This window comes from Sphingobacterium sp. SRCM116780 (assembly GCF_021442025.1).
Classification (GTDB): Bacteria; Bacteroidota; Bacteroidia; order Sphingobacteriales; family Sphingobacteriaceae; genus Sphingobacterium.
The window spans coordinates 2,113,802-2,134,415 of sequence record NZ_CP090446.1 but is presented as its reverse complement, the minus strand read 5'-3'; the positions used below and the strand labels follow the sequence as shown (position 1 = coordinate 2,134,415).

The following is a 20,614-nucleotide window of genomic DNA, read 5'->3' as shown; positions in this document are numbered from 1 at the left end:
CGACATAGATGATGAGAAAGCTCCTTTTGACATTTTTATTGGCCCCGATGCTACATGCTGCACATGGGCAGACTGTTCCCAATGTGGTGAGCGTACCCAGTGTGGGCCAGAATTATATACAGACCAGAACCTTCCGTGATACGGTTACCCTGGCCAAACTGAACAATACCCGTACGATCAAACAGGAAAACCGTACAGTCCAATATTTCGATGGTCTGGGCAGACCGTTGCAGACCGTCCAGCTGATGGCCAGTCCCGGTTATAAGGATATTGTGCAGCATATCGAATACGACGGCTTCGGCAGGGAGAGTAGTAAATATCTTCCTTATGCCGAGCAGACAAGCAATAACGGCAGCTATAAAACCACTGCTAAAACTAACCAGGCCAATTTTTATAAGAGCACAGGCTGGGATACCCATGTTAAGAAAACGGATCAACCGTTTTCGGTTACTGTTTTCGAGAACAGCCCGCTGAACAGGGTACAGCAGCAGGGCGCACCCGGTCTGGCCTGGCAGCCTGCTGCTAACAGAGAAACCATAACCACAACTTCGACCACAGGTCATACCGCTGTTACTGAGTATAGTACCAATGTAGCCAGTGATGTGAAACTATGGACAGTCACTGCTGCAGGTACGGGAGCAACCTCGGCATTCTATGCAGCAGGTAAGCTGTACAAGACCATCATCAAGGATGAGAACTGGATAAAGGCTACGGGTAAGCAGGGAACAGTCGAAGAGTACAAGGATTTTGAAGGCCGTGTCGTGCTGAAACGTGTGTGGGAAACAGATACCAAGAAACTGGAGACCCATTATGTGTATGATGACTTTGGGGACCTGCGCTATGTGATCCCACCTGGGTATACCGCTACTACGGTCACAGACAACAATGCGGACTTCAATGAACTGCTCTATGCCTACAAATATGATGGCAGACGCAGACTGGTGGAGAAAAAGATCCCTGGTAAAGGCTGGGAATACCTGGTCTACAACAAGAATGACCAGATTGTTCTCACGCAGGATGCGAACCAACGGGGACGTAAGGAATGGAGCTATACCCGTTATGATGCCTTTGGCCGTGTCACCACAACAGGACTTTATGTCAATACCAATACAGCACAGCTGACAAGGGCACAACTGGAAACCTATGTGGATACGCATGCAGGACCCTTGTGGGAAAGCCGAAATGGAGCAGCTACTTACCTGACCCCTGCAACCACTTTTCCTACAGCAGGTACGGGCATTACAATCACTCCACTTTCGGTCAACTATTATGACGATTACAGTTTTACAGGTGCAACAACCTTAGCTGTTCAGGGCATAACCAAAAGTCTGAAGATCAAAGGTCTGTTGACAGGGAGTTTAGTCTACAAGGACGATGGTACAGCACCATTGTTGACGATAAATTACTATGATGATTATGGTCGGGTGATCCAGACTGCGAGTCAGAATCATCTTGGTGGTACGGATTATGTGACTAATACCTATAACTTTCCTGGAGAACTGCTGACCAGTAAACGGGTACATACCCCAGCGACCGGAACAGCAACCACGATCCTGACGACCAACGATTATGATCATGTTGGGAGACTACTGACCACCAAGAAGAAAGTGAATGCACAGACGGAGATCCTCCAGAGCAAGCTTGTTTACAATGAGATCGGTCAGCTGAAGAGCAAAGGTATCCATAGTGAAAACAGTGGTACGAATTTCCTCACTAATGTGACCTATGCTTACAATGAACGTGGCTGGGGAATCAAGACTTCTGCTCCGCAGTTTACCTATGAGCTAAACTATAACCTGAACAGTGCAGGAGCGGTATTAACAACAGGTGCACAATACAATGGCAATATCGCCCAGCAGTTATGGGGACATGCCGCTACGATCAGCAGTACGTTTGTCTATACCTATGATGCCCTCAACAGATTGAAGAATGGAACCAGTACAGGTACGGTCATGAGTGAGGCTTTGACCTATGATGATATGGGTAATATCAAGACTTTGACAAGGGACGGTGGTACTACAATTACCTATGCTTACAACAATACGAACAAGAGTAACCGACTGTTGAGTTTGACAGGAGGATTGACAGGAGCCTTCACCTATGATCTGAACGGTAATGCGACCAAAGACCGTACGGGTATGGCCTTTACCTATAATCAGCTGAACCTGCCCAAGACAGCGGCAATAACAGGAAGAACAGTTGCTTATGTGTACGATGCAACGGGAGCTAAACTGAAAAAGACAGCAACAGTTGCAACTGTTACCACAGAACAGGATTATGTGGACGGGATCGAATACAGCAAGATTGGAGCGGCAGCCAGTGTGATCGAACGAATCGCTACAGAGGAAGGCTTTTTGTTGAACAGTGCTGGAATCTACAGTTATCATTATAACCTGACCGACCATCTGGGTAATGTACGTTCGGTGATCAAGCAGACAGGAACTCCTACTGCACCAATTGCGACGGTTGTACAGAAACAGGATTACTATCCATTTGGAAAGACTAAATCTATTGTAACTGGTGTAAATAATAAGTATCTTTATAATGGCAAGGAGATGCAGAGTGACCTGAATGTGGGTACGCATACCTTGGGAAGTTCTTATTTTCTAGAAGGGCAACTGGATTATGGAGCAAGGTTCTATGATGCTGAGATCGGTAGATGGAATGTGGTGGATCCATTGGCAGAGAAATATAGAAGATGGTCTCCTTATAACTATACTGTTAACAATCCGATCAGGTTTGTTGATCCTGACGGGATGCGAGTGGATGATTTTGTGTTCAATGAGAATGGAGACTTTGTCCGAATCGATGAGAATAATAAGCCCGATAAATTAGTGATAGAAAATTCGAAAACTGGAAAATCTAAATCTTATGAATTCAATGATCCTGAAGTGGATACCAAAGCTATAAGAAATAGTGTTGCATCTGGTGGGGAAAAGGGGATTAATCGGGTCGAGATACTGAGTGATAGTAAAGTAGAGGAAATGATTGCTAAAAGTGGGGTGCGTGGAGGAGATGCTCAAGGTTCGCCATTATCCTATGCAAAAAATGAGGGTGCCAGAAATATGGATTATGGGGTCCAAAATGTTGCTTCTGGTGATTTAAGCTCTAACATCCTTTATGTGAGAGAAAATACCGCTTATAATGTGGGAGATATTGGGAATTATATGTGGGGACGTGGTATGGCTGAACTCGGGATTAATTTGGATGTTGCCCGTTTGGGTGCCCATTACAATAATCTAATGAATGGACGTTCCCAAAAAACTTCGGCATACGATTTTGGTCCAGGGACATATGGGAGCATAGGTTTATTGGATTCTCCAGCAGATCAGAGTGCGATAAAGAATGGTTATTCTAATTCTCCTGTGGGAAAGGCAATACTTGAACGAAATACCCAAAGACAACTAGAAAGGATAAAATATGGAACGTATGGCCCTAAATGGTAAAATCGTCATGAAGATTGTTGGTGTCGCACTAATAGTTAGTGTGTTCTTCTCTTGTATGGATCCTAATGTAAAAAAGGTATATAAAAATAGAGAGTATCTCTCTAAACGGTGTTCAAATATTGAACTAATGAAAAGTAGAGGTAATAATCTTCTGTTTTTTGAAACTTATAATGACTCAACTAAGAACCAGTATTTTTTTGATCTGAAAGGTGATACAGCAATTATGGTCAGAAAAGTAATACGATATGAACCCGATGTTGTGATAAAGAACATACATGATAAAGGGGAAATAGAAGAATACGTTGAGGCTTTAAACAAGGAATTGAAAACTTACCGCATTAATGGCTGTAGTGCTGGGTTTGCCTCTTTAGGCGAGAAGATGAAATTCTATATGTCAGACGGTACGGTTGTTGTACATGTGCCAGATCGGAAAGTTATTTCTGATGAGAAGTATCAATCTTCATTAAGAGAAATAGGAGAATCGTGGTACACTTATTAGAGTTTTTTCTACTTCGAACTAAAGGCACCGCCCAATCTTTCATCGGATTGGGCTTTGTTTGATTATCGTCTACATTTTGGTGTGAAGACCTGGTAGCTAAAAAGGATTTAAGTGACCCGTTGGAACACTTAAACCAAAGGGACAATGATATGCAACCAAAGACCGTACAGGTATGGACTTTAGCTATAACCAATTGAACCTACCGAAGACTGCAACAATAACAGGAAGAACGGTTGCTTATGTGTATGATGCAACAGGAACTAAATTTTAATTGATTAGAATGACTATAGATGTTATAATACCTGAATATTCAGAAGATAAGGGCTTTCAAATTACTTGGGAACATGGGTTTGAAATCGAAGCAAAAATGGAGGGCGGATCTTTAATGATTTCAGCTAATAAAGAGGGACTTGTTTCAATAGCAAAGCAATTATTGACTCTAGCTCAGGATAATGTGCCTAAAGACTATCATTATCATTTGGATGAGTACAATTCCTTAGAAGAGGGATCGATACCATTAATTTTTCATAAGCTATAGATCTTTTTAGGATAAGCTTAGATGTGAAATTTATTAAATTATAACAACGTCCAATCCAATAAAGATTGGGCGTTGCTGTTTTATTTGAGTATCGCCTGCATCTTGCTCTTGGCGACGAGTTCATCGAGCAGACAGGAACTCCTGCTGCACCAATTGCGACTGTTGTACAGAAACAGGATTATTATCCATTTGGAAAGACGAAGTCTATTGTAACTGGTGTAAATAGTAAGTATCTTTATAATGGCAAGGAAACCGCTATGCGGTTCATGAGGTCAGCTAAAAGACAAATTATTTTCGAATAAATGCAAGCTGATCTGAATGTGGGTACGCATACCTTGGGAAGTTCCTACATATTTGAAGGACAATTAGATTACGGTGCAAGGTTCTATGATGCGGAGATCGGAAGGTGGAATGTGGTGGATCCATTGGCAGAGAAATATAGAAGATGGTCTCCTTATAACTATACTGTTAACAATCCGATCAGGTTTGTTGATCCTGACGGGATGAGTGTCGACGACTATGTGTTCAACGAGAATGGAAATTTTGTTCGAGTTGACGAGAATAAGAAACCCGATCAAATTGTTGTAGAAAATTCTAAAAGTGGAAAAGTTCAAGGAACCTATGAATTCAATGATCCAGTTAATGATGTAGAAGGTATCAAATCAGGAAAAATTAATCAAGTTTCAGTTATTTCTGAAGCTGATATCAATCAACAGATGAAAGAGAATGGATCCACAACTACAACTGAAAATAGTTTAGTATATATCGAAAGAGAAAGTAGACCGATAGGTAATTCCTCACGTTTATCTGGTGATAGCAGAGGAAAACTAGATCAAGTTGCTACAGCTTCGATCGTAGGTGGAGGAAATACTCTTCACTTGGTTAATGGAAATGGCTCTTCAAAAACAGGTGTTGCATATAATAATTTTGATTTTGGAAATTTCTTATGGGGACAAGCGGGTAAACAGTTAGGATTTAATATTTTTACATTAGAAGCAGCAGCTCATCTAAATAATGCTATAAATGGTAGAAAAGATAATCCTGGAGTTGCTGTAGGTATCTTAGATTCTCCAGAAGATCAACGAGCGATTAGAGCTGGTTTTTACTATCCACGAGGCGAGCCAAAATCTAAAGTAAGTGATCCAACCAAAAATCCAGGGGCACTTAAATATTGGGAATCTAAATGGTAAATCTTATGAAATATTTTTTAATAATGCTTTTGTTCGTTTCATGTAATACACAAAGTAAGAAAAGGGAGATTATATTAGAAAAGATAAAAGTTTGTGATGTCAACTTGTTAAAAGGTATCACAATGGAAGCACGGTTTGAAAAAGATGGCAGGTATCAAGTGCCTTTTTTCTCTAAAGAACTGAGAGGGAGAACATATATTCTTCCAAACTATTCCTATTATGGTTGTCCCTTAAATGATTTATCTTGTTTGAATGATGCTACAAAAAAGAAATTCAACATATTTGAATTTGCAACAGCAAATAGTATAGATGATAAAGCAAGAGCTTTAGAATTTACAGGGAAATATATAGAAGATGTTTTATCTGAATTTTTGAATTTGGGAATTACAGAAGTTTTGAGTTCTTCTGCAATAGGAGAATGTGTTATATTTTACTATGATAAAGAACATTTTGCTGCTTATGTTGCCAATGTAAATGAGGTCATAAATGAAAATTGGAAAATTAAGTTTACAAAAAAGAATAAAATTTCAGAACATTGGTATTCGAACTTCTAATAAGAAGATTTAATTGTTATTCGTAAATATTATAGAGTTAATTTCGCTGTATTTCCCATCGTCTGGTTTAAGTGTTCACTATTTCTGCGGTCACTTAAACCCAATAAAGCGAAGACTTTGTCTGGAAATAGATCAGAACAAATGAAATTAAAAACTGCACGAAGGTAACAAGATATAGATTTGTAGATATGGAAAGGAAGAAGTATGTCTCTATAACATTTATTTAGTGCTGTATTGTGGTCTAGAGACCTGATGGTCAAAAAAGGATTTAAGTGACCCGTTGGAACACTTAAACTAGAGGTATAAATAGTAAGTATCTTTATAATGGCAAGGAAACCGCTATGCGGTTCATGAGGTCAGCTAAAAGACAAATTATTTCCGAATAAATGCAGAGTGACCTGAATGTGGGTACGCATACCTTGGGAGCTACTTACTTTTTAGAAGGGGAGTTAGATTACGGAGCGAGGTTCTATGATGCTGAGATTGGTCGGTGGAATGTGGTAGATCCCATGGCGGAGAAGATGAGGAGATATTCACCCTATGTATATGGAAATAATAATCCGATCCGTTTTATTGATCCAGATGGAATGTTGTCTCAATCCTTTATCGATAATCTTTTGAATACATCAAATGACGGTCAGACAACCTGGACAAATCAGGGAGATGGAAGTTTCTCTGATGGAAATGGTAATTACGTTGAGCATCAGGATTCCCCCCAAGATCCTCCAAAGAAAAAGAATGGAAGTGATTTTGATAATTGGGGTGCAAATTTTAAAACTGCAACAGGTTTATTTGTTCAATGGATATCAGGAGGATTAGGAATATCTACTTACAATTCCTTTGATAATGATAGAGTTGCCAAATCTTTCAAAAATGCATCTCAAATTGAGGCAGCTAGAAAATATTTTTATAATAAATACAAAGGTAAAATCTCTTTGGATGGAGCAAGTGTAACTAGTTTTAAAGGAGTTTTTGGAATAAAGGAAGTTTTTAAAGCTGGCCTGGATCCAATAGAACAATTTGTTGGTAGTTATACTGTGAATATTTACTATCGTAAAATAGGTGGTGAGGAATATCTGGAGTATCAAATTAAAAATACAACGAGTATGACTTCATTCTTTTATCATGCGGCTCCATCTTATGATTCTGGTGGCCCTATGAGTAATGCCAATCAAACATTTTATTTTACTGAAAAACTTGAACGTGAGAAATTATAAAATACTATTAGTTTTCATATTAATACTGGTTCTAAATGGATGTGGATTTAATAAGCAGGTCGAAGTAGTGCCAAATTATTTTGTTATTGAAGTTGATAGTCCTGATGATTTGGATATATGTTACAAACTTAATAACGAAGGTTACTTAGGGTTGTTGGGAGGAAGATTAATAGGGTTGTATCAAAAGAAAGATCTACTGGTTGCTATAAAGAAGCCTAAGTTCGTAATGAATGATAGTATGCCAGAATATTACATCATCCCTGTCTATAAAGAAGGAGAGCTTGATCCAAGTAAGGGAATTTTAGGACCATTAGATAGTATTGAATTGCATAAAGAACTACAAAATTTGGGAACGAAACTTAACCAATTTAAAAAGTTTAATCTTATACAATAATTGTTCATTGAACTATGTAGCTGAGCCTTATGAACACTTCTGTTGTTCTATTAAGATCCTGACGACCAATGATTACGACCATGTGGGCAGACTGCTAACCACCAAGAAGAAAGTGAATGCACAGACGGAGATCCTCCAGAGCAAGCTTGTTTACAATGAGATCGGTCAGCTGAAGAGCAAAGGTATCCATAGTGAAAACAGTGGTACGAATTTCCTCACTAATGTGACCTATGCTTACAATGAACGTGGCTGGGGAATCAAGACTTCTGCTCCGCAGTTTACCTATGAGCTAAACTATAACCTGAACAGTGCAGGAGCGGTATTAACAACAGGTGCACAATACAATGGCAATATCGCCCAGCAGTTATGGGGACATGCCGCTACGATCAGCAGTACGTTTGTCTATACCTATGATGCCCTCAACAGATTGAAGAATGGAACCAGTACAGGTACGGTCATGAGTGAGGCTTTGACCTATGATGATATGGGTAATATCAAGACTTTGACAAGGGACGGTGGTACTACAATTACCTATGCTTACAACAATACGAACAAGAGTAACCGACTGTTGAGTTTGACAGGAGGACTGACTGGTACATTTACCTATGATCTGAACGGTAATGCGACCAAGGACCGTACAGGTATGGCTTTTACCTATAATCAGCTGAACCTGCCCAAGACAGCGGCAATAACAGGAAGAACGGTTGCTTATGTGTATGATGCAACAGGAACTAAACTGAAAAAGACAGCAACGGTTGCAGCTGTTACCACAGAACAGGACTATGTGGACGGGATCGAATACAGCAAACTGGGAGCGGCAGCAAGTGCGATCGAACGGATTGCTACAGAAGAAGGCTTTTTGTTGAACAGTGCAGGAGTCTATAGTTACCATTACAACCTGACCGATCACTTGGGCAATGTACGCTCGGTGATCAAGCAGACAGGAACTGCTGCTGCACCAATTGCGACGGTGGTACAGAAACAGGATTACTATCCATTTGGAAAGACCAAATCTATTGTAAATAGTATAAATAGTAAGTATCTTTATAATGGCAAGGAAACCGCTATGCGGTTCATGAGGTCAGCTAAAAGACAAATTATTTCCGAATAAATGCAGAGTGACCTGAATCTGGGTACGCATATCTTGGGAAGTACTTATTTTCTAGAAGGGCAACTGGATTACGGTGCTAGGTTCTATGATGCGGAGATCGGGAGATGGAACGTGGTGGATCCATTAGCGGAGAAATATTCTAATTTTTCTCAATACAATTATGTTGCCAATAATCCCATAATTGCTAAGGATCCAGATGGCAAAGAGATTATCTTTGTAGTAGGGGAAGCTAAGTACACGTATCGACAAGGCAACCTTTATTTGAATAATAAACAAGTTTTTACTCCATATACTGATGGTAAATATGATTTCTTATCTAAGGACCAACAAGTAGTACTAAATCAATACCGCAATATGGAAAATTCAGAGGATGGAGTTCTTAAAGGGACATTAAATACTTTAGTAAATAGTAGAAATAAGCATGAAGTTCGAAAAGGGGGTAAAGGTGCTATTACAGGTGTTGTTCCTATTGGAAAATGGTCACAAGATGCTTACGAAAAATATTCAAGTGGAAGGGGGAGTGACAGCTATTCAGAATTTGATTTTGAACAAACATCAAAAAGTGACTTTTCACCACTTGAGACAGTTTTTCATGAAATGAGACATATGCTTGATATTGATAAGGGAGTTATGCCGTCAAAAAGTAAATTTTCAGAATTGAATGCTGTTTCTGCTCAAAATTATATTCGTAATAAAGAAGGGAAAGGGTCAAGGAATGATTATACAACAAAAAATGGTGAGACTTATAAGTATAGTAAAAATGATTTACAACAATCATTTAATAAACTATTAAAATTAATTCAAGATAACATGAATAATATTCCTAACAATTTTACAATTTATTTTAGATAATGAAAGTATTTCCGTTCCTTCTTATGATATGTATTTTTGTTTTTTCATGTGGTTTTGATAAAAAAGACTATAGAATAAATAATATCCAAGGTAAGTGGGTATTGGATAATTCTGATTTACCAATTATAGAATCTAATAGAGTTATATCAAAAATTCGTGATAATTGTGGTTTTCAATTCGATAAAGAGGTCTGTCATATGAACTGTTCTTTTTATAGAAAGGAAAAGTCTAATGTTTACACGGGAATGAAAACGGGATATTCCACCCCTTTTAAAATAAATAATGATTCGTTAAAAATATGGGATACAGAAAAAAAAGAATGGCATCTCTATTTAGTTGAAAAACTGACAAAGGATAGCTTAATTTTATTCGATTATAATATGCAATATAACCTAAAATATATTAGGCCTATAACATTTAATGAAAATGAAAGTTTATATAATCAAATAATTATTTCTAAAATATTCTTAGGGGATAGGGATGAACGTGTAGATGAGTTGTTCTATATAGACAGAGATGATTATTTTTATTATAAAAATAGCAGAAACGAAGTTGCCTCATACAAACTGGATAATAAAATAGTGACATCTTTTTTTTCTAATTTTAGATATTTAGATCTAAATAAAATTAAAAACGAATATATAGGAGGTGGAACTGGCTCTTCTGTTCATTATTCCATTTCTTTTCTCAAAAATAATAAAGTAATCAAACGAGTTATTGACCATCAAAATACAGGACCAGATGAACTTCTTATGGGATATGTACCCATGGTTAGTGAATTGAGAGAAATGCCTAAGAGTAAAAGTGAAATAAATAGTGAGGTCAAAAAGATGTCAGAAGAAGAATATAATTTCTTTTCCAAAAAAATGGATTAGTGAAATTTTTTTAAATAATTAGCTCTTTTAATTTATAAAAAGTTATAATAAATCCCGTCCTTCTTCAAGAACGGGATTTATTGTTTGTTTGAAAGCAGGGGGAATGATTCTATGAATACAACTATTGCTTCTATAGAAACATGGTTATTAAACTTTTATAATTATTTAGAGAGGATTTGTTGAAAAAAGAATGTTTTTTTAATCATTTACTTTTATAATCTTAATAAGATTGATTGTTAGCCTTTAGTGTTAAACTAGAAGAATACTATTTGTATCCATCAAGCAGATAAAATAGTTTCTAAAGGTGGAGATATTGTCCATTTTGAGATAGAAGATAATATTTTTTGTTCAGTAAGTCAGTGATTTATATAAAAAATAAGGGAGCAAGTCTTTCTTTAGACTTACTCCCAGATGTGTCCTCGAAGGGAGTCGAACCCATATCGACAGAACCGGAATCTGTAATTTTATCCATTAAACTACGAAGACTTGTTGGCAAAGATATACTATTTCATGAAAAATGAAAAGAGCTATTCACAATCTGTTGCCAACAAGCTCATCTTTAGTCAATAAGATTTAACGTTAAATTCACTGCAATATCAGGTGTACCACCAGCAATACTTTGGTAGTTTTTACTATTCCAATCAGTAGGAGTGACATATCCTTTACTTAAACCGTGCATTAGAACAATTTTCATTGGAATGTTATTTGCCGCTTGTAGTATCTTCCAGTTGCTGGTTAAGCCAACCTGTGCATCTAAATAAGTAAAATTGATTTGTTCTTGACTAGGACCGACAAAGAAAAATTGATGCATGTTGGCATCATCTAAGATTTCTTGTTGTACCTCATGTCCTTCAAAATCGTATAACTTCATTGTCATATCGTAATTCCCTTTTTTCAAGGTTAACACCTTCGTTTCTTTATCTGTCGCATCGATGCTAACGGTTACATTTTCGTTGGTTGTTTTTTCAACGAAAGTCATGGTCATCGTTTTCATTTCCTCATTATCATGCTCGTGTACGGGTTCATCTTTTTTACAAGAATTGAAAATGAATAAAATTGCTAATAATAGAAATTTTCCACTGTAAATGATCTTTTTCATGGTACTGTTTTTAAAATGAATAATTAATGGTAAGTTGTATATTTCGACCTATTCCATGACTGTAGTAACGAAATAAGTCGGTGTAAGATTTGTAAGAAGTATTCAATAGATTTTCAACAAGGACGCGTGTTTGAAGTTTATTATTCCCGATAAGCGAACCTATACTAACGGAACTGTTTAGCAATTGGTACCCAGCAGGAGCGGGCGCCATCTCATTGCTGGTTGTTGTCAAAAATTGTTTTGCATAAATTTCTTGTCCGATTGCTAATTTTAGGTCATTCATCCATTTATTCGTTCCTTTTCTGATGTAAGCAATTTCATGTGTGTAAGAGAAAGGAGGGATGAGGGGTAAATAATTACGTTCGTCCAAATTTCGAGCATAGATAAACGATGAATTTGCTACATATTCAAGATTGGGATGAATGACATATTTTCCTTGCAAATCTATCCCAGTAAGCAAGACATTATTTTGTGTGTATTGCCAAATCGGGAACGTACCAGCGAGATTCTGAATGAATTCTGTCGTAGGTCGTACATAGATATAATTATTGATAAAGTTGGTGTACACATCAACATTTAGGAAATTTTTTCGTTCGTGGATATGTAGACTGCTGATCCATTTAATACCTTTTTCGGCATTCAAATCAGCATCACCTCTCTCAAATCGAGCGGTACTTTGATGAATATTTTGACTGTATAATTCTTGAGCAGAGGGTGCTCGCCATGCTAAACCTAAATTAGATTTTAGACTCATATGGTTATCGATTAAATAGGAAGCACCAATATTGGCAGAAAGATTATGAAATTGATCATTTCCACCGTATTCCTTGCCATAAAAGTCATAACCAGCAGCATCGAAGTTTTTGAAATCATAACGCGCACCCAACTCATAGGTGAAGCGCTCCTTTTGCCATTGATAAATACCATAGGCTCCGATATTGATGGCATCGTAATTTGGAATCAAAGGCGTGTTAAAAGTGCCTACAACATTATTATTGACTTGCGTTTGCGCTTGTAATCCTGTGATGATTTTATGATTTAGCTGTTCTACGGAATAAGAAACATCCAGTGCATGAGACTGTAAAATCATATCCATACTAGGAACAGAGCTGCGCCCAGCACGTCTTTTATCGTATTCTTGGCGATGATTGTTCTGATAAGCATATTTTACCGATAAAATTTTATGCTCAGCCAGTTGTTGATTGTAGATAAATTGCAGGACATCATGATTGACCTGTTGACGAGGTGCGTCGATCGCATAGGAAAACCCGAAAATCTCACTTGGATAAGGACGACCATAAGCTAAGCGCTCTTGAAATGAACTTAAATCACCAATATGCGTGGAAGATAAAATACCTGCTTCGTTATGATAATGTTTGTACGACAATTCAAAATTTGCATCCTTATATTGATAGTCCAAGGCCCCATTCAAATTATAGATACGTTGGCCGGTATTGTTGAGATAATAATCAGGAGTTTGTCTATTTCCACTCTTGGTATAGTTGCCATTAAACGTCCATTTCAATCCAGGGATAGGAGTGATCCCTTCTAAATTTAATGCGCCTTGCATACCTCTGCCATTGGTATAACCATTCAAGTTGATTTGTCCTGAAAGACTATCAATGTTATTCCAAGGTTTGGATGCCAACAGAACAGCTCCTCCTAAAGCCTCACCTCCATAGCGAAGGCTTTCCGCACCTTTGACAACTGTAATGGTATTGGCGGTATATACATCAATTTCAGGTGCATGATCATTACCCCATTGTTGACTTTCCAACTTCATCCCATCGTTCAAAATTGCTAATCGATTACCATATAAACCATTCACAATTGGTTTATTGATGGTAGAACCCGTTTGCAATAGCTGTACCCCTGAAATACTTTTTAAAACTTCAGCTAAAGACCGATTTCTATTTTCCGCTAGTGTTAAGCGATCGACCTGCTGAGCAATTTGTGTCTTTTGATCTACATGATAACCATAGACCTGTGTTTCTGACAATTTTTGAATATCTTTTTTTAAGCGAATGAACACCGATTGGTTATCTTTTACATACGTGGTGTCGTTTTGATACCCAACCAAAGAGGTAATTAATTTTAAGGGTAATGTATTATCGAGTTCAAATTGAAACTCACCAGAAACATTTGTGCTTACCGCTTTCTTATGACCTTCATAATGTAGATTAGCACCATGAATTGGAGACGTAGTTTCCTGATCGATGACACGCCCTTTTACGTATTGTTTTTGAGCAAATAAATGATTGGAATAACTAATCGCTATTAATCCTAATACCAATAGGTGGATGACTTTATATTGTTTCGTCATGTTTGATTTAATTACGAAACAAAAATACAACATTGTTGCATTAATAAAAATTAAAATGCAACAATGTTGTATTTTAATTTTTTAATGTTACTTTGTTAAAGGATTAAAGTCTGACGGATAGGTTCTTATGATTAAGAACGAGGATGGTATTGTGTGATGACACTTTGCAGATATTCTCGGTCGATGTGTGTATAGATCTCCGTTGTCGTAATACTTTCATGTCCAAGCATATCCTGCACAGCACGCAAATCAGCACCACCTTCAACGAGATGAGAAGCAAAACTATGTCTAAAAGTGTGTGGACTTATACTTTTTTGAAGACCAATCTTCTTGGCTAAATCTTTAATCATGATGAATACCATGACACGAGATAAAGCAGCTCCTCTTTTATTCAGAAAAACAAAATCTTCTTGTCCTGCTTTGATTTTGATATGATTTCTAACCTCATCAAGATAAATCTTTAAATATTTTATAGCTTGATTTCCGATAGGTATAAGACGTTCTTTACTTCCTTTGCCTTCGACTTTAATGAATTCTACATCAAGATATAAGTTTGATATCTTGAGTCCTACTAACTCCGATACACGTAGCCCGCAACCGTATAAAACCTCTAATATCGTTTTGTTGCGCATGCCTTCTGATTTAGACAGATCAATAGCTTGTATCAGCTGATCTATTTCTTGAATATTAAGGACACTCGGTATTTTTCGAGCCATACGAGGGGACTGTATTAACTCTACAGGATTGGTTTCCCAATCGTATTCGATTAATAGAAAATTATAGAAAGTTTTTAACCCAGATAACAAGCGAGATTGGGTAAAAGGGGAGATGCCAAATCCATTGATCCACATTAAAAATCGTTGGATATCTTTACTGGTAACTTGTTGTAAGGATAACTTTTGTTCTTCACAATAGACTTCCAATTTAGAAATATCATTTAAATAAGCTTCAATAGAATTATCGGATAATCCACGTTCGAATTTTAGAAATCTTTCAAAATTTTTCTTTAAGTAAATCCAATTTTTTTCTTCGATCATAAATGACAAAAATACAATAGATTAATTGTAATTTCGAACTGTAATTTATAAAATAAACTAAATTTATAATTAAAGGTAAATCAAAAACATGAGATTTATTAAACCTATTGCATTAACATTTTTGTTGCCAGCTTTCTTTTGTACGACTCCAAGTACAGCCGCAACATCATTCCGTGCTGAAGCGAGAGCTATACTAGCACAAGACACGGTCAGTTGGGATCAAAAACTACCATTTGACAATGAAGTTTTAACAGGTAAATTGAAAAATGGCTTTACCTATTATATCCGTCGTAATGTGGAACCTGAAAAAAGGGTGACCATGTATCTGGCAAATAAAGTAGGTTCTATTTTAGAAAACGAAGAGCAGCTAGGACTAGCGCATTTTTTAGAACACATGAACTTTAATGGTCTTAAGCATTTTCCTAAAAATGAATTAATTAATTATCTGCAAAAAGCAGGTGTCAGATTTGGTTCAGATTTGAATGCTTATACAGGATTTGACGAAACAGTATATCAACTTCCGATTCCATCCGATGATCCAGAACTTTTAAAGAATGGTTTACAAGTGATGCGCGATTGGGCACAAGATGCTTTATTAACTACGGATGAAATTGACAAAGAGCGCGGTATTGTAATGGAAGAAATGCGTGGTAATCGTGGGGTAAGTCAACGCTTGCAAGATAAATTTTTCCCTATCGTTTTAAATGGCTCTCGATATTCTAAACGTTTACCAATAGGAACAGAAAAGATTATTACCACTTTTAAACCCGAAACAATACGTAAATTTCATCAAGACTGGTACAGACCAGATTTACAATCCATTATCATTGTGGGCGATATTGATGTGAAAGATATGGAAGCTCGTGTAAAAACGTTGTTTTCTGATTTAAAAGCACCCGCTAAAAAGTTAGAGCGTACGAAATATAATGTTGATTTATTGAATAAAAATCAATTTATTGCCATTACGGATCCAGAACTTCCCTATACGGTTGTTCAGATTATGATTAAGAGCAAAGAGGAAAAAACAGTAACTGTAAAAGATTATAGAAAAGAATTATTGGTATCATCTTTTAATATGATGGTTGCTGATCGCTTTTCTGAAATTATGCAACAAGCAGACGCTCCTTTTATACATGCAGGAGGAAATATTGCTGGATTTATTGCGGGACTTGATGTTTTTTCTTTGATGGTTGTTCCGAAACCAGGTCAGTTGGAAGTAGGGTTCAAGAAGATGATGACTGAATTTGAAAGAATTCAAAAATTTGGATTTACCCAATCTGAATTAGATCGAGCAATCGTTGCGATGAATAAGGGAAATGAAACATCCTATATCGAAAGAAGTAAGAAAAAGTCAGATAGCTATGTACATCGTTATATGAACAATTTCTTAAAAGATGAGGCCGTGTTAAGTAACGACGACAATTACAAAATTACAAAACAACTTTTACCGACTTTAACATTAAAAGAAGTAAATGCCCTTATTGCCAAATATTATACGGATCTGAATCGTGATGTGATCATCATGGGACCTGAAAAAGATAAAGCTACTTTACCAACAGAACAGACTGTAAATAGCTGGATCAAGACAGTCGAATCTGAAAATGTAACGGCTTATGAGGATAAGGTGTCAAAATTACCATTGTTGTCTAAAGAGCCTATAAAAGGTTCAATCGTTTCTTCAAAAGAATTGAAAGACATCAATTCAAAAGAATTAACGTTAAGTAATGGCGTTAAAGTGATCTTGAAACCTACTAATTTTAAAAATGATGAAATTCTGATAACGGCTTCTAGTCCTGGAGGATCTTCATTATATCCCGACCAAGATTATTTTTCGGCAAGTAATGCAGCAGGTTTAGTTGATGCAAGTGGTATAGGACAATTAAAAAATGTTGAATTGCAAAAATACCTGACGGGTAAAAATGTGAGAATGAGTCCATATATCTCTGAAAACTATGAAGGTTTGTACGGAAGTTCTGATAAAGAAGGATTGAAAAATACATTTGAATTAGTTTATGGATACTTTGCAGAACCTCGTTTGGATGATGATGTTTTTCAAAGCACGATCGCTCGTACGATAGGAGGTTTAGAAAATAGAGAGAACAATCCTTCAAATGTGTTTTCTGATCAGATCAAAACAGCATTATATGGTGATAATATCAGAAGAAAAAATGCAACGATAGATTTGGTGAAAACTATTGATAAAAATCGCGCCTTTGAAATTTATAAAGACCGGTTTGCAGATGCTTCGGATTTTACCTTCACTATTGTCGGATCTTTTACCGAAGAGGAGATTAAGCCTTATTTGGAAAATTACTTAGCAGCTTTACCGAACTTAGGTCGTAAAGAATCGTATAAAGATTTAAGAATTATAGAGCCTGCTCAAGGAAAGCGTGTTGTCGTGAATAAAGGTAAAGAAGATAAAGCTTCGGTACAACTTGCTTATTATGGTGATTATGCCTATTCTGAAGCAGAAAATATCAATATGGATGCATTGGAAAGTATCTTAACAATCAAATTGTTAGAACGTTTACGTGAAGCTGAAAGTGGTGTTTATAGTGTAGGAGCTTCTGCAAGCTATGGTAAATTACCGCATGCCCGTTATAGTTTTGGAATCGGATTCGGAACAGCTCCAAGTAAAGTAGATGTATTGATAAAATCTGCTGTTGATGAAGTGTCGAAAATTAAGAAAAATGGTCCTCTCAAAGAAGATATTGATAAATTCGTGATTGAACAAAAACGCCAGCTAGAACTGCAGTTAAAAGAAAATGGATTCTGGGCAGGCTACATATCAGGTTCTTATCAAAATCAAGAGGATGTTGCGGAAATTTTAAGAAGGTTGGATGACCTGAGTAAAGTGTCTGTAGAAAGTGTGAAAGCTGTTGCGGACAAGTATTTAAAACAAGAACGTATGTTTGAGTTTATTTTACTGCCAGACGCAAAATAGATTTTTAAGACCAAAAAAGCTCCTGATCGTTATCAGGAGCTTTTTTTATAAAATTAATTTCAAGTTTTTGAAAAATTATCATACTTCTTTTTTATCGGAATGACCCAACTCTTTAGTTGGATTGATCTGATCTCTTAATAACTGTTTCAACTCTTTTATCTCAGGAAATCTACCCATTTCCTTTCGGTCAAATACGATTAATTCATTGACAGAAATCGTATACTTTCCAGAAGTTACACTTGGGATCAGTAAAACACCATGGACATCTTCTGAAAAAGTACTTAAAATTTCTTGTGCCATATAGGCAGCACGAAGCATCCAATTGCATTTTGGGCAGTATTCAATTAAAATGGTTGGTTTTGATACGTTCATATTATGAATAATGAGAATGATTAACGAATATACGCGATTTTCCCTAACGATTAACTATAAGGGATTTTTATGTCATATATTCGCTTTTCTACCCCGGTAGAACAACTTTATTGACTAACCTATTTTTACAGAAGTCATCGTCAAAGAACCAGCAACAGAGTTGTCATTAAATAAGAACAAATCATCCTTTTTATCTTGCAATGCTAAGGAATAGATCAAAGGTAGATAATGCTCTGGAGTAGGAATGGCTAAGTCAAATTCTTTTCCTTGCTGTCTGAAATTTATTAAAGCTTGATGATCTCCATCTTGAATAAAATTTTTCATCTTTTCATTTGCGATTGAAGCCCATTCATAGGCATAACCTGCTGTATTTAATTTGTCCCAAGCAACCATTCGTAGATTATGAACCATGTTGCCACTCCCAATGATCAAGACCCCCTTTTGACGTAAAGCTGCGAGTTGTTGAGCAAGCTCATAATGATAAGACGCTGGCTGTGTGTAATCGATACTCATTTGAATAATGGGTACATCGGCATTCGGGTATAGATGTTTTACAACTGACCATGATCCATGATCTAATCCCCATTTATCGTCCAAATAAACGTCTGTTTTTGAGATTAACGTTTGTGTTTCTCCGGCGAGCTCAGGACTTCCTGGAGCTGGATATTGTACATCAAACAAAGCTTGAGGAAAACCACCGAAATCATGGATAGTTGTTGGATGTTCCATAGCGGTAACAAAAGTTCCTCTCGTTTCCCAATGCGCGGAGACAACGAGTATTGCTTTTGGTTTTTCAAATGTTTGACCTATTTTTTTGAATCCTTGAACAAACTCATTATCCTCAATGGCATTCATAGGACTACCATGTCCCAAAAATAGCACTGGAAATTTTTCTGTTGCTTCCAATTCGGAAGAGAATTTATATAAAGAATTAGCTTTCATTGCAACTCCTGTTAATGATAATCCTGCCATAATTTTTACAAATTTTTTTCTTTCCATATGACCAATATGGTTACTGTTTCATTTGTTGATACAAAGATACTTCAAGAAAAAGGGGAGGAGGTATGACTTTTTTGTAATTCTGTTGGGTTATTCGGAAATTAATTGTTGCATTTCATTTCGAAATTCCGATGGTGTCAATCCAGCTTTCTTTTTAAATACATTGGTAAAATAAGCCTTATCACTATAACCTAAATCAAAACCAATTTCTGAAATAGTTTTTGTGGTTGTGAGCAAAAGGTTTTTGGCTTCAATTAACTTTCTGGTTTCAATAATTTCTGATACACTTTGTTGTAGAATGCTCTGACAAATTAAATTCAGATTACGTGCAGACATGAATAGCTTTTCTGCATAGTAATTGATACCTTCGGGTCGCCTAAAGTTTTCTTCCAATATGGAAAGGAAATTCTTGAAAGTAGTACTTTGATTTTTGAGTTGAAGATTTGTTTCGGGAAATTGTTTTTTACGTTCCGATTCAATCATGGTAAAAATGGTACTTAATAATTGTTTGATAACCCCATAATCGATTACTGTCTGTTGCATTTCATTTTCCATCATTTCACAAAGACGAATCAATCTATGGAAGCAATTGTATTCTTTGAATTCAAAAGTTGCGGTCTCATGAAATTGTGTATAGAGTTGAAAGGTTGTTTCTGGTATAAATTCACTTTTGAATCGAATGACCCAAAATCGGGCTTCCCCATCCGTCATCATTGGTTTGACACGATGTGTTTTCCCTTGCGTGACAAAACTGATAAAAGGAGCATTAAAAACACGTGATTTAAAATCAATAAAATGTTCCAATTGTCCTGCTAGGCCAATGATCAATTCTTCAAAATTATGCTGGTGTATTTCGTTTTTTGAATAGTTGAAGTTTTTAACTTCTTCAGCACCGATGGTATAAATTTTAAAAAGTTCGTCCAAAAGATATATTTTTAATGATCCTAATTGTACTAATATACAGATAAAGTAAAATATTGTTTAAAGTTAAGGAAAGCTTAACGATAAGATCCTGTTGCATGGTTTTCCACCTTTTCGCGTGATTTCGTCTTTATTTAAGGAAGAGGAAGTCTTAAGGCCGATCATATAAACGGTTATAGACATCCCAGGGATCAAATTAAAACCAAATTGGGACCAACTCTGGACTGTGGGTACCTTGCGTGT

17 protein-coding genes, 1 tRNA gene and 1 pseudogene are annotated in these 20,614 nt (G+C 36.5%); 12 read left to right on the top strand and 7 right to left on the bottom strand.

Annotation, left to right across the window (positions count from 1 at the left end; translation table 11 throughout):
- Positions 1-11: 11 nt before the first annotated feature.
- The 11 genes and pseudogenes from LZQ00_RS09285 (at position 12) to LZQ00_RS09235 (ending at position 10,676) form a co-directional block, all read left to right on the top strand.
- A complete protein-coding gene (locus tag LZQ00_RS09285; RefSeq protein ID WP_234514773.1) occupies positions 12-3,446 on the top strand; it encodes a DUF6443 domain-containing protein in 3,435 nt (1,144 codons plus the stop codon).
- Between the two features lie 127 nt (positions 3,447-3,573).
- The gene (locus LZQ00_RS09280; protein ID WP_234514772.1) at positions 3,574-3,945 is read left to right on the top strand and encodes a hypothetical protein; all 372 of its coding nucleotides are present in this window, start codon (positions 3,574-3,576) and stop codon (positions 3,943-3,945) included.
- Positions 3,946-4,225: 280 nt separating this feature from the next.
- The gene (locus tag LZQ00_RS09275; RefSeq protein WP_234514771.1) at positions 4,226-4,483 is read left to right on the top strand and encodes a hypothetical protein; all 258 of its coding nucleotides are present in this window, start codon (positions 4,226-4,228) and stop codon (positions 4,481-4,483) included.
- Between the two features lie 65 nt (positions 4,484-4,548).
- Positions 4,549-4,785: a hypothetical protein gene (locus LZQ00_RS09270; protein ID WP_234514770.1), complete on the top strand. Its 237-nt coding sequence runs from the start codon at positions 4,549-4,551 to the stop codon at positions 4,783-4,785.
- On the top strand, positions 4,786-5,673 hold the full coding sequence (locus LZQ00_RS09265; RefSeq protein WP_234514769.1) for an RHS repeat-associated core domain-containing protein: 888 nt from the start codon (positions 4,786-4,788) through the stop codon (positions 5,671-5,673). It begins immediately after the preceding gene.
- A 5-nt stretch (positions 5,674-5,678) separates the two neighbouring features.
- The gene (locus tag LZQ00_RS09260) at positions 5,679-6,227 is read left to right on the top strand and encodes a hypothetical protein (protein ID WP_234514768.1); all 549 of its coding nucleotides are present in this window, start codon (positions 5,679-5,681) and stop codon (positions 6,225-6,227) included.
- A 443-nt stretch (positions 6,228-6,670) separates the two neighbouring features.
- Positions 6,671-6,817: pseudogene (locus LZQ00_RS18520) on the top strand (RHS repeat-associated core domain-containing protein); the annotation flags it as partial.
- A 613-nt stretch (positions 6,818-7,430) separates the two neighbouring features.
- On the top strand, positions 7,431-7,838 hold the full coding sequence (locus LZQ00_RS09250; protein WP_234514764.1) for a hypothetical protein: 408 nt from the start codon (positions 7,431-7,433) through the stop codon (positions 7,836-7,838).
- Positions 7,839-7,845: 7 nt separating this feature from the next.
- The gene (locus tag LZQ00_RS09245) at positions 7,846-8,949 is read left to right on the top strand and encodes an RHS repeat-associated core domain-containing protein (RefSeq protein WP_234514762.1); all 1,104 of its coding nucleotides are present in this window, start codon (positions 7,846-7,848) and stop codon (positions 8,947-8,949) included.
- On the top strand, positions 8,950-9,801 hold the full coding sequence (locus LZQ00_RS09240; RefSeq protein ID WP_234514761.1) for an RHS repeat-associated core domain-containing protein: 852 nt from the start codon (positions 8,950-8,952) through the stop codon (positions 9,799-9,801).
- The gene (locus LZQ00_RS09235) at positions 9,801-10,676 is read left to right on the top strand and encodes a hypothetical protein (RefSeq protein WP_234514760.1); all 876 of its coding nucleotides are present in this window, start codon (positions 9,801-9,803) and stop codon (positions 10,674-10,676) included. The genes LZQ00_RS09240 and LZQ00_RS09235 overlap by 1 nt, the downstream gene beginning before the upstream one ends.
- Before the next feature lie 414 nt (positions 10,677-11,090).
- Here LZQ00_RS09235 and LZQ00_RS09230 read toward each other — a convergent pair.
- The 4 genes from LZQ00_RS09230 to xerD all read right to left on the bottom strand — a co-directional run bounded on the left by LZQ00_RS09230 (position 11,091) and on the right by xerD (position 15,135).
- Positions 11,091-11,162: transfer RNA gene (locus LZQ00_RS09230), tRNA-Arg, on the bottom strand.
- A gap of 73 nt (positions 11,163-11,235) precedes the next feature.
- Positions 11,236-11,775, bottom strand: a complete 540-nt coding sequence (locus LZQ00_RS09225) for a hypothetical protein (RefSeq protein ID WP_234514759.1) — start codon at positions 11,773-11,775, stop codon at positions 11,236-11,238.
- A 10-nt stretch (positions 11,776-11,785) separates the two neighbouring features.
- A complete protein-coding gene (locus LZQ00_RS09220) occupies positions 11,786-14,098 on the bottom strand; it encodes a TonB-dependent receptor (protein ID WP_234514758.1) in 2,313 nt (770 codons plus the stop codon).
- A 131-nt stretch (positions 14,099-14,229) separates the two neighbouring features.
- Positions 14,230-15,135, bottom strand: a complete 906-nt coding sequence (gene xerD, locus LZQ00_RS09215) for a site-specific tyrosine recombinase XerD (RefSeq protein ID WP_234514757.1) — start codon at positions 15,133-15,135, stop codon at positions 14,230-14,232.
- A gap of 88 nt (positions 15,136-15,223) precedes the next feature.
- Here xerD and LZQ00_RS09210 point away from each other — a divergent pair, with 88 nt between their 5' ends.
- Entirely contained in the window at positions 15,224-18,079 is a 2,856-nt protein-coding gene (locus LZQ00_RS09210) for a M16 family metallopeptidase (protein ID WP_234514756.1), read from the top strand.
- A gap of 78 nt (positions 18,080-18,157) precedes the next feature.
- Here the strand turns inward: LZQ00_RS09210 and LZQ00_RS09205 are convergent, their stop codons facing one another.
- The 3 genes from LZQ00_RS09205 to LZQ00_RS09195 form a co-directional block, all read right to left on the bottom strand.
- Positions 18,158-18,451 (bottom strand): SelT/SelW/SelH family protein, encoded by a 294-nt coding sequence (locus tag LZQ00_RS09205; protein WP_234514755.1) that lies wholly within the window; start codon positions 18,449-18,451, stop codon positions 18,158-18,160.
- Positions 18,452-18,565: 114 nt separating this feature from the next.
- A complete protein-coding gene (ygiD, locus tag LZQ00_RS09200; protein ID WP_234514754.1) occupies positions 18,566-19,450 on the bottom strand; it encodes a 4,5-DOPA dioxygenase extradiol in 885 nt (294 codons plus the stop codon).
- 90 nt (positions 19,451-19,540) lie between these two features.
- Entirely contained in the window at positions 19,541-20,374 is an 834-nt protein-coding gene (locus LZQ00_RS09195) for a helix-turn-helix transcriptional regulator (protein ID WP_234514753.1), read from the bottom strand.
- Positions 20,375-20,614 lie beyond the last annotated feature (240 nt).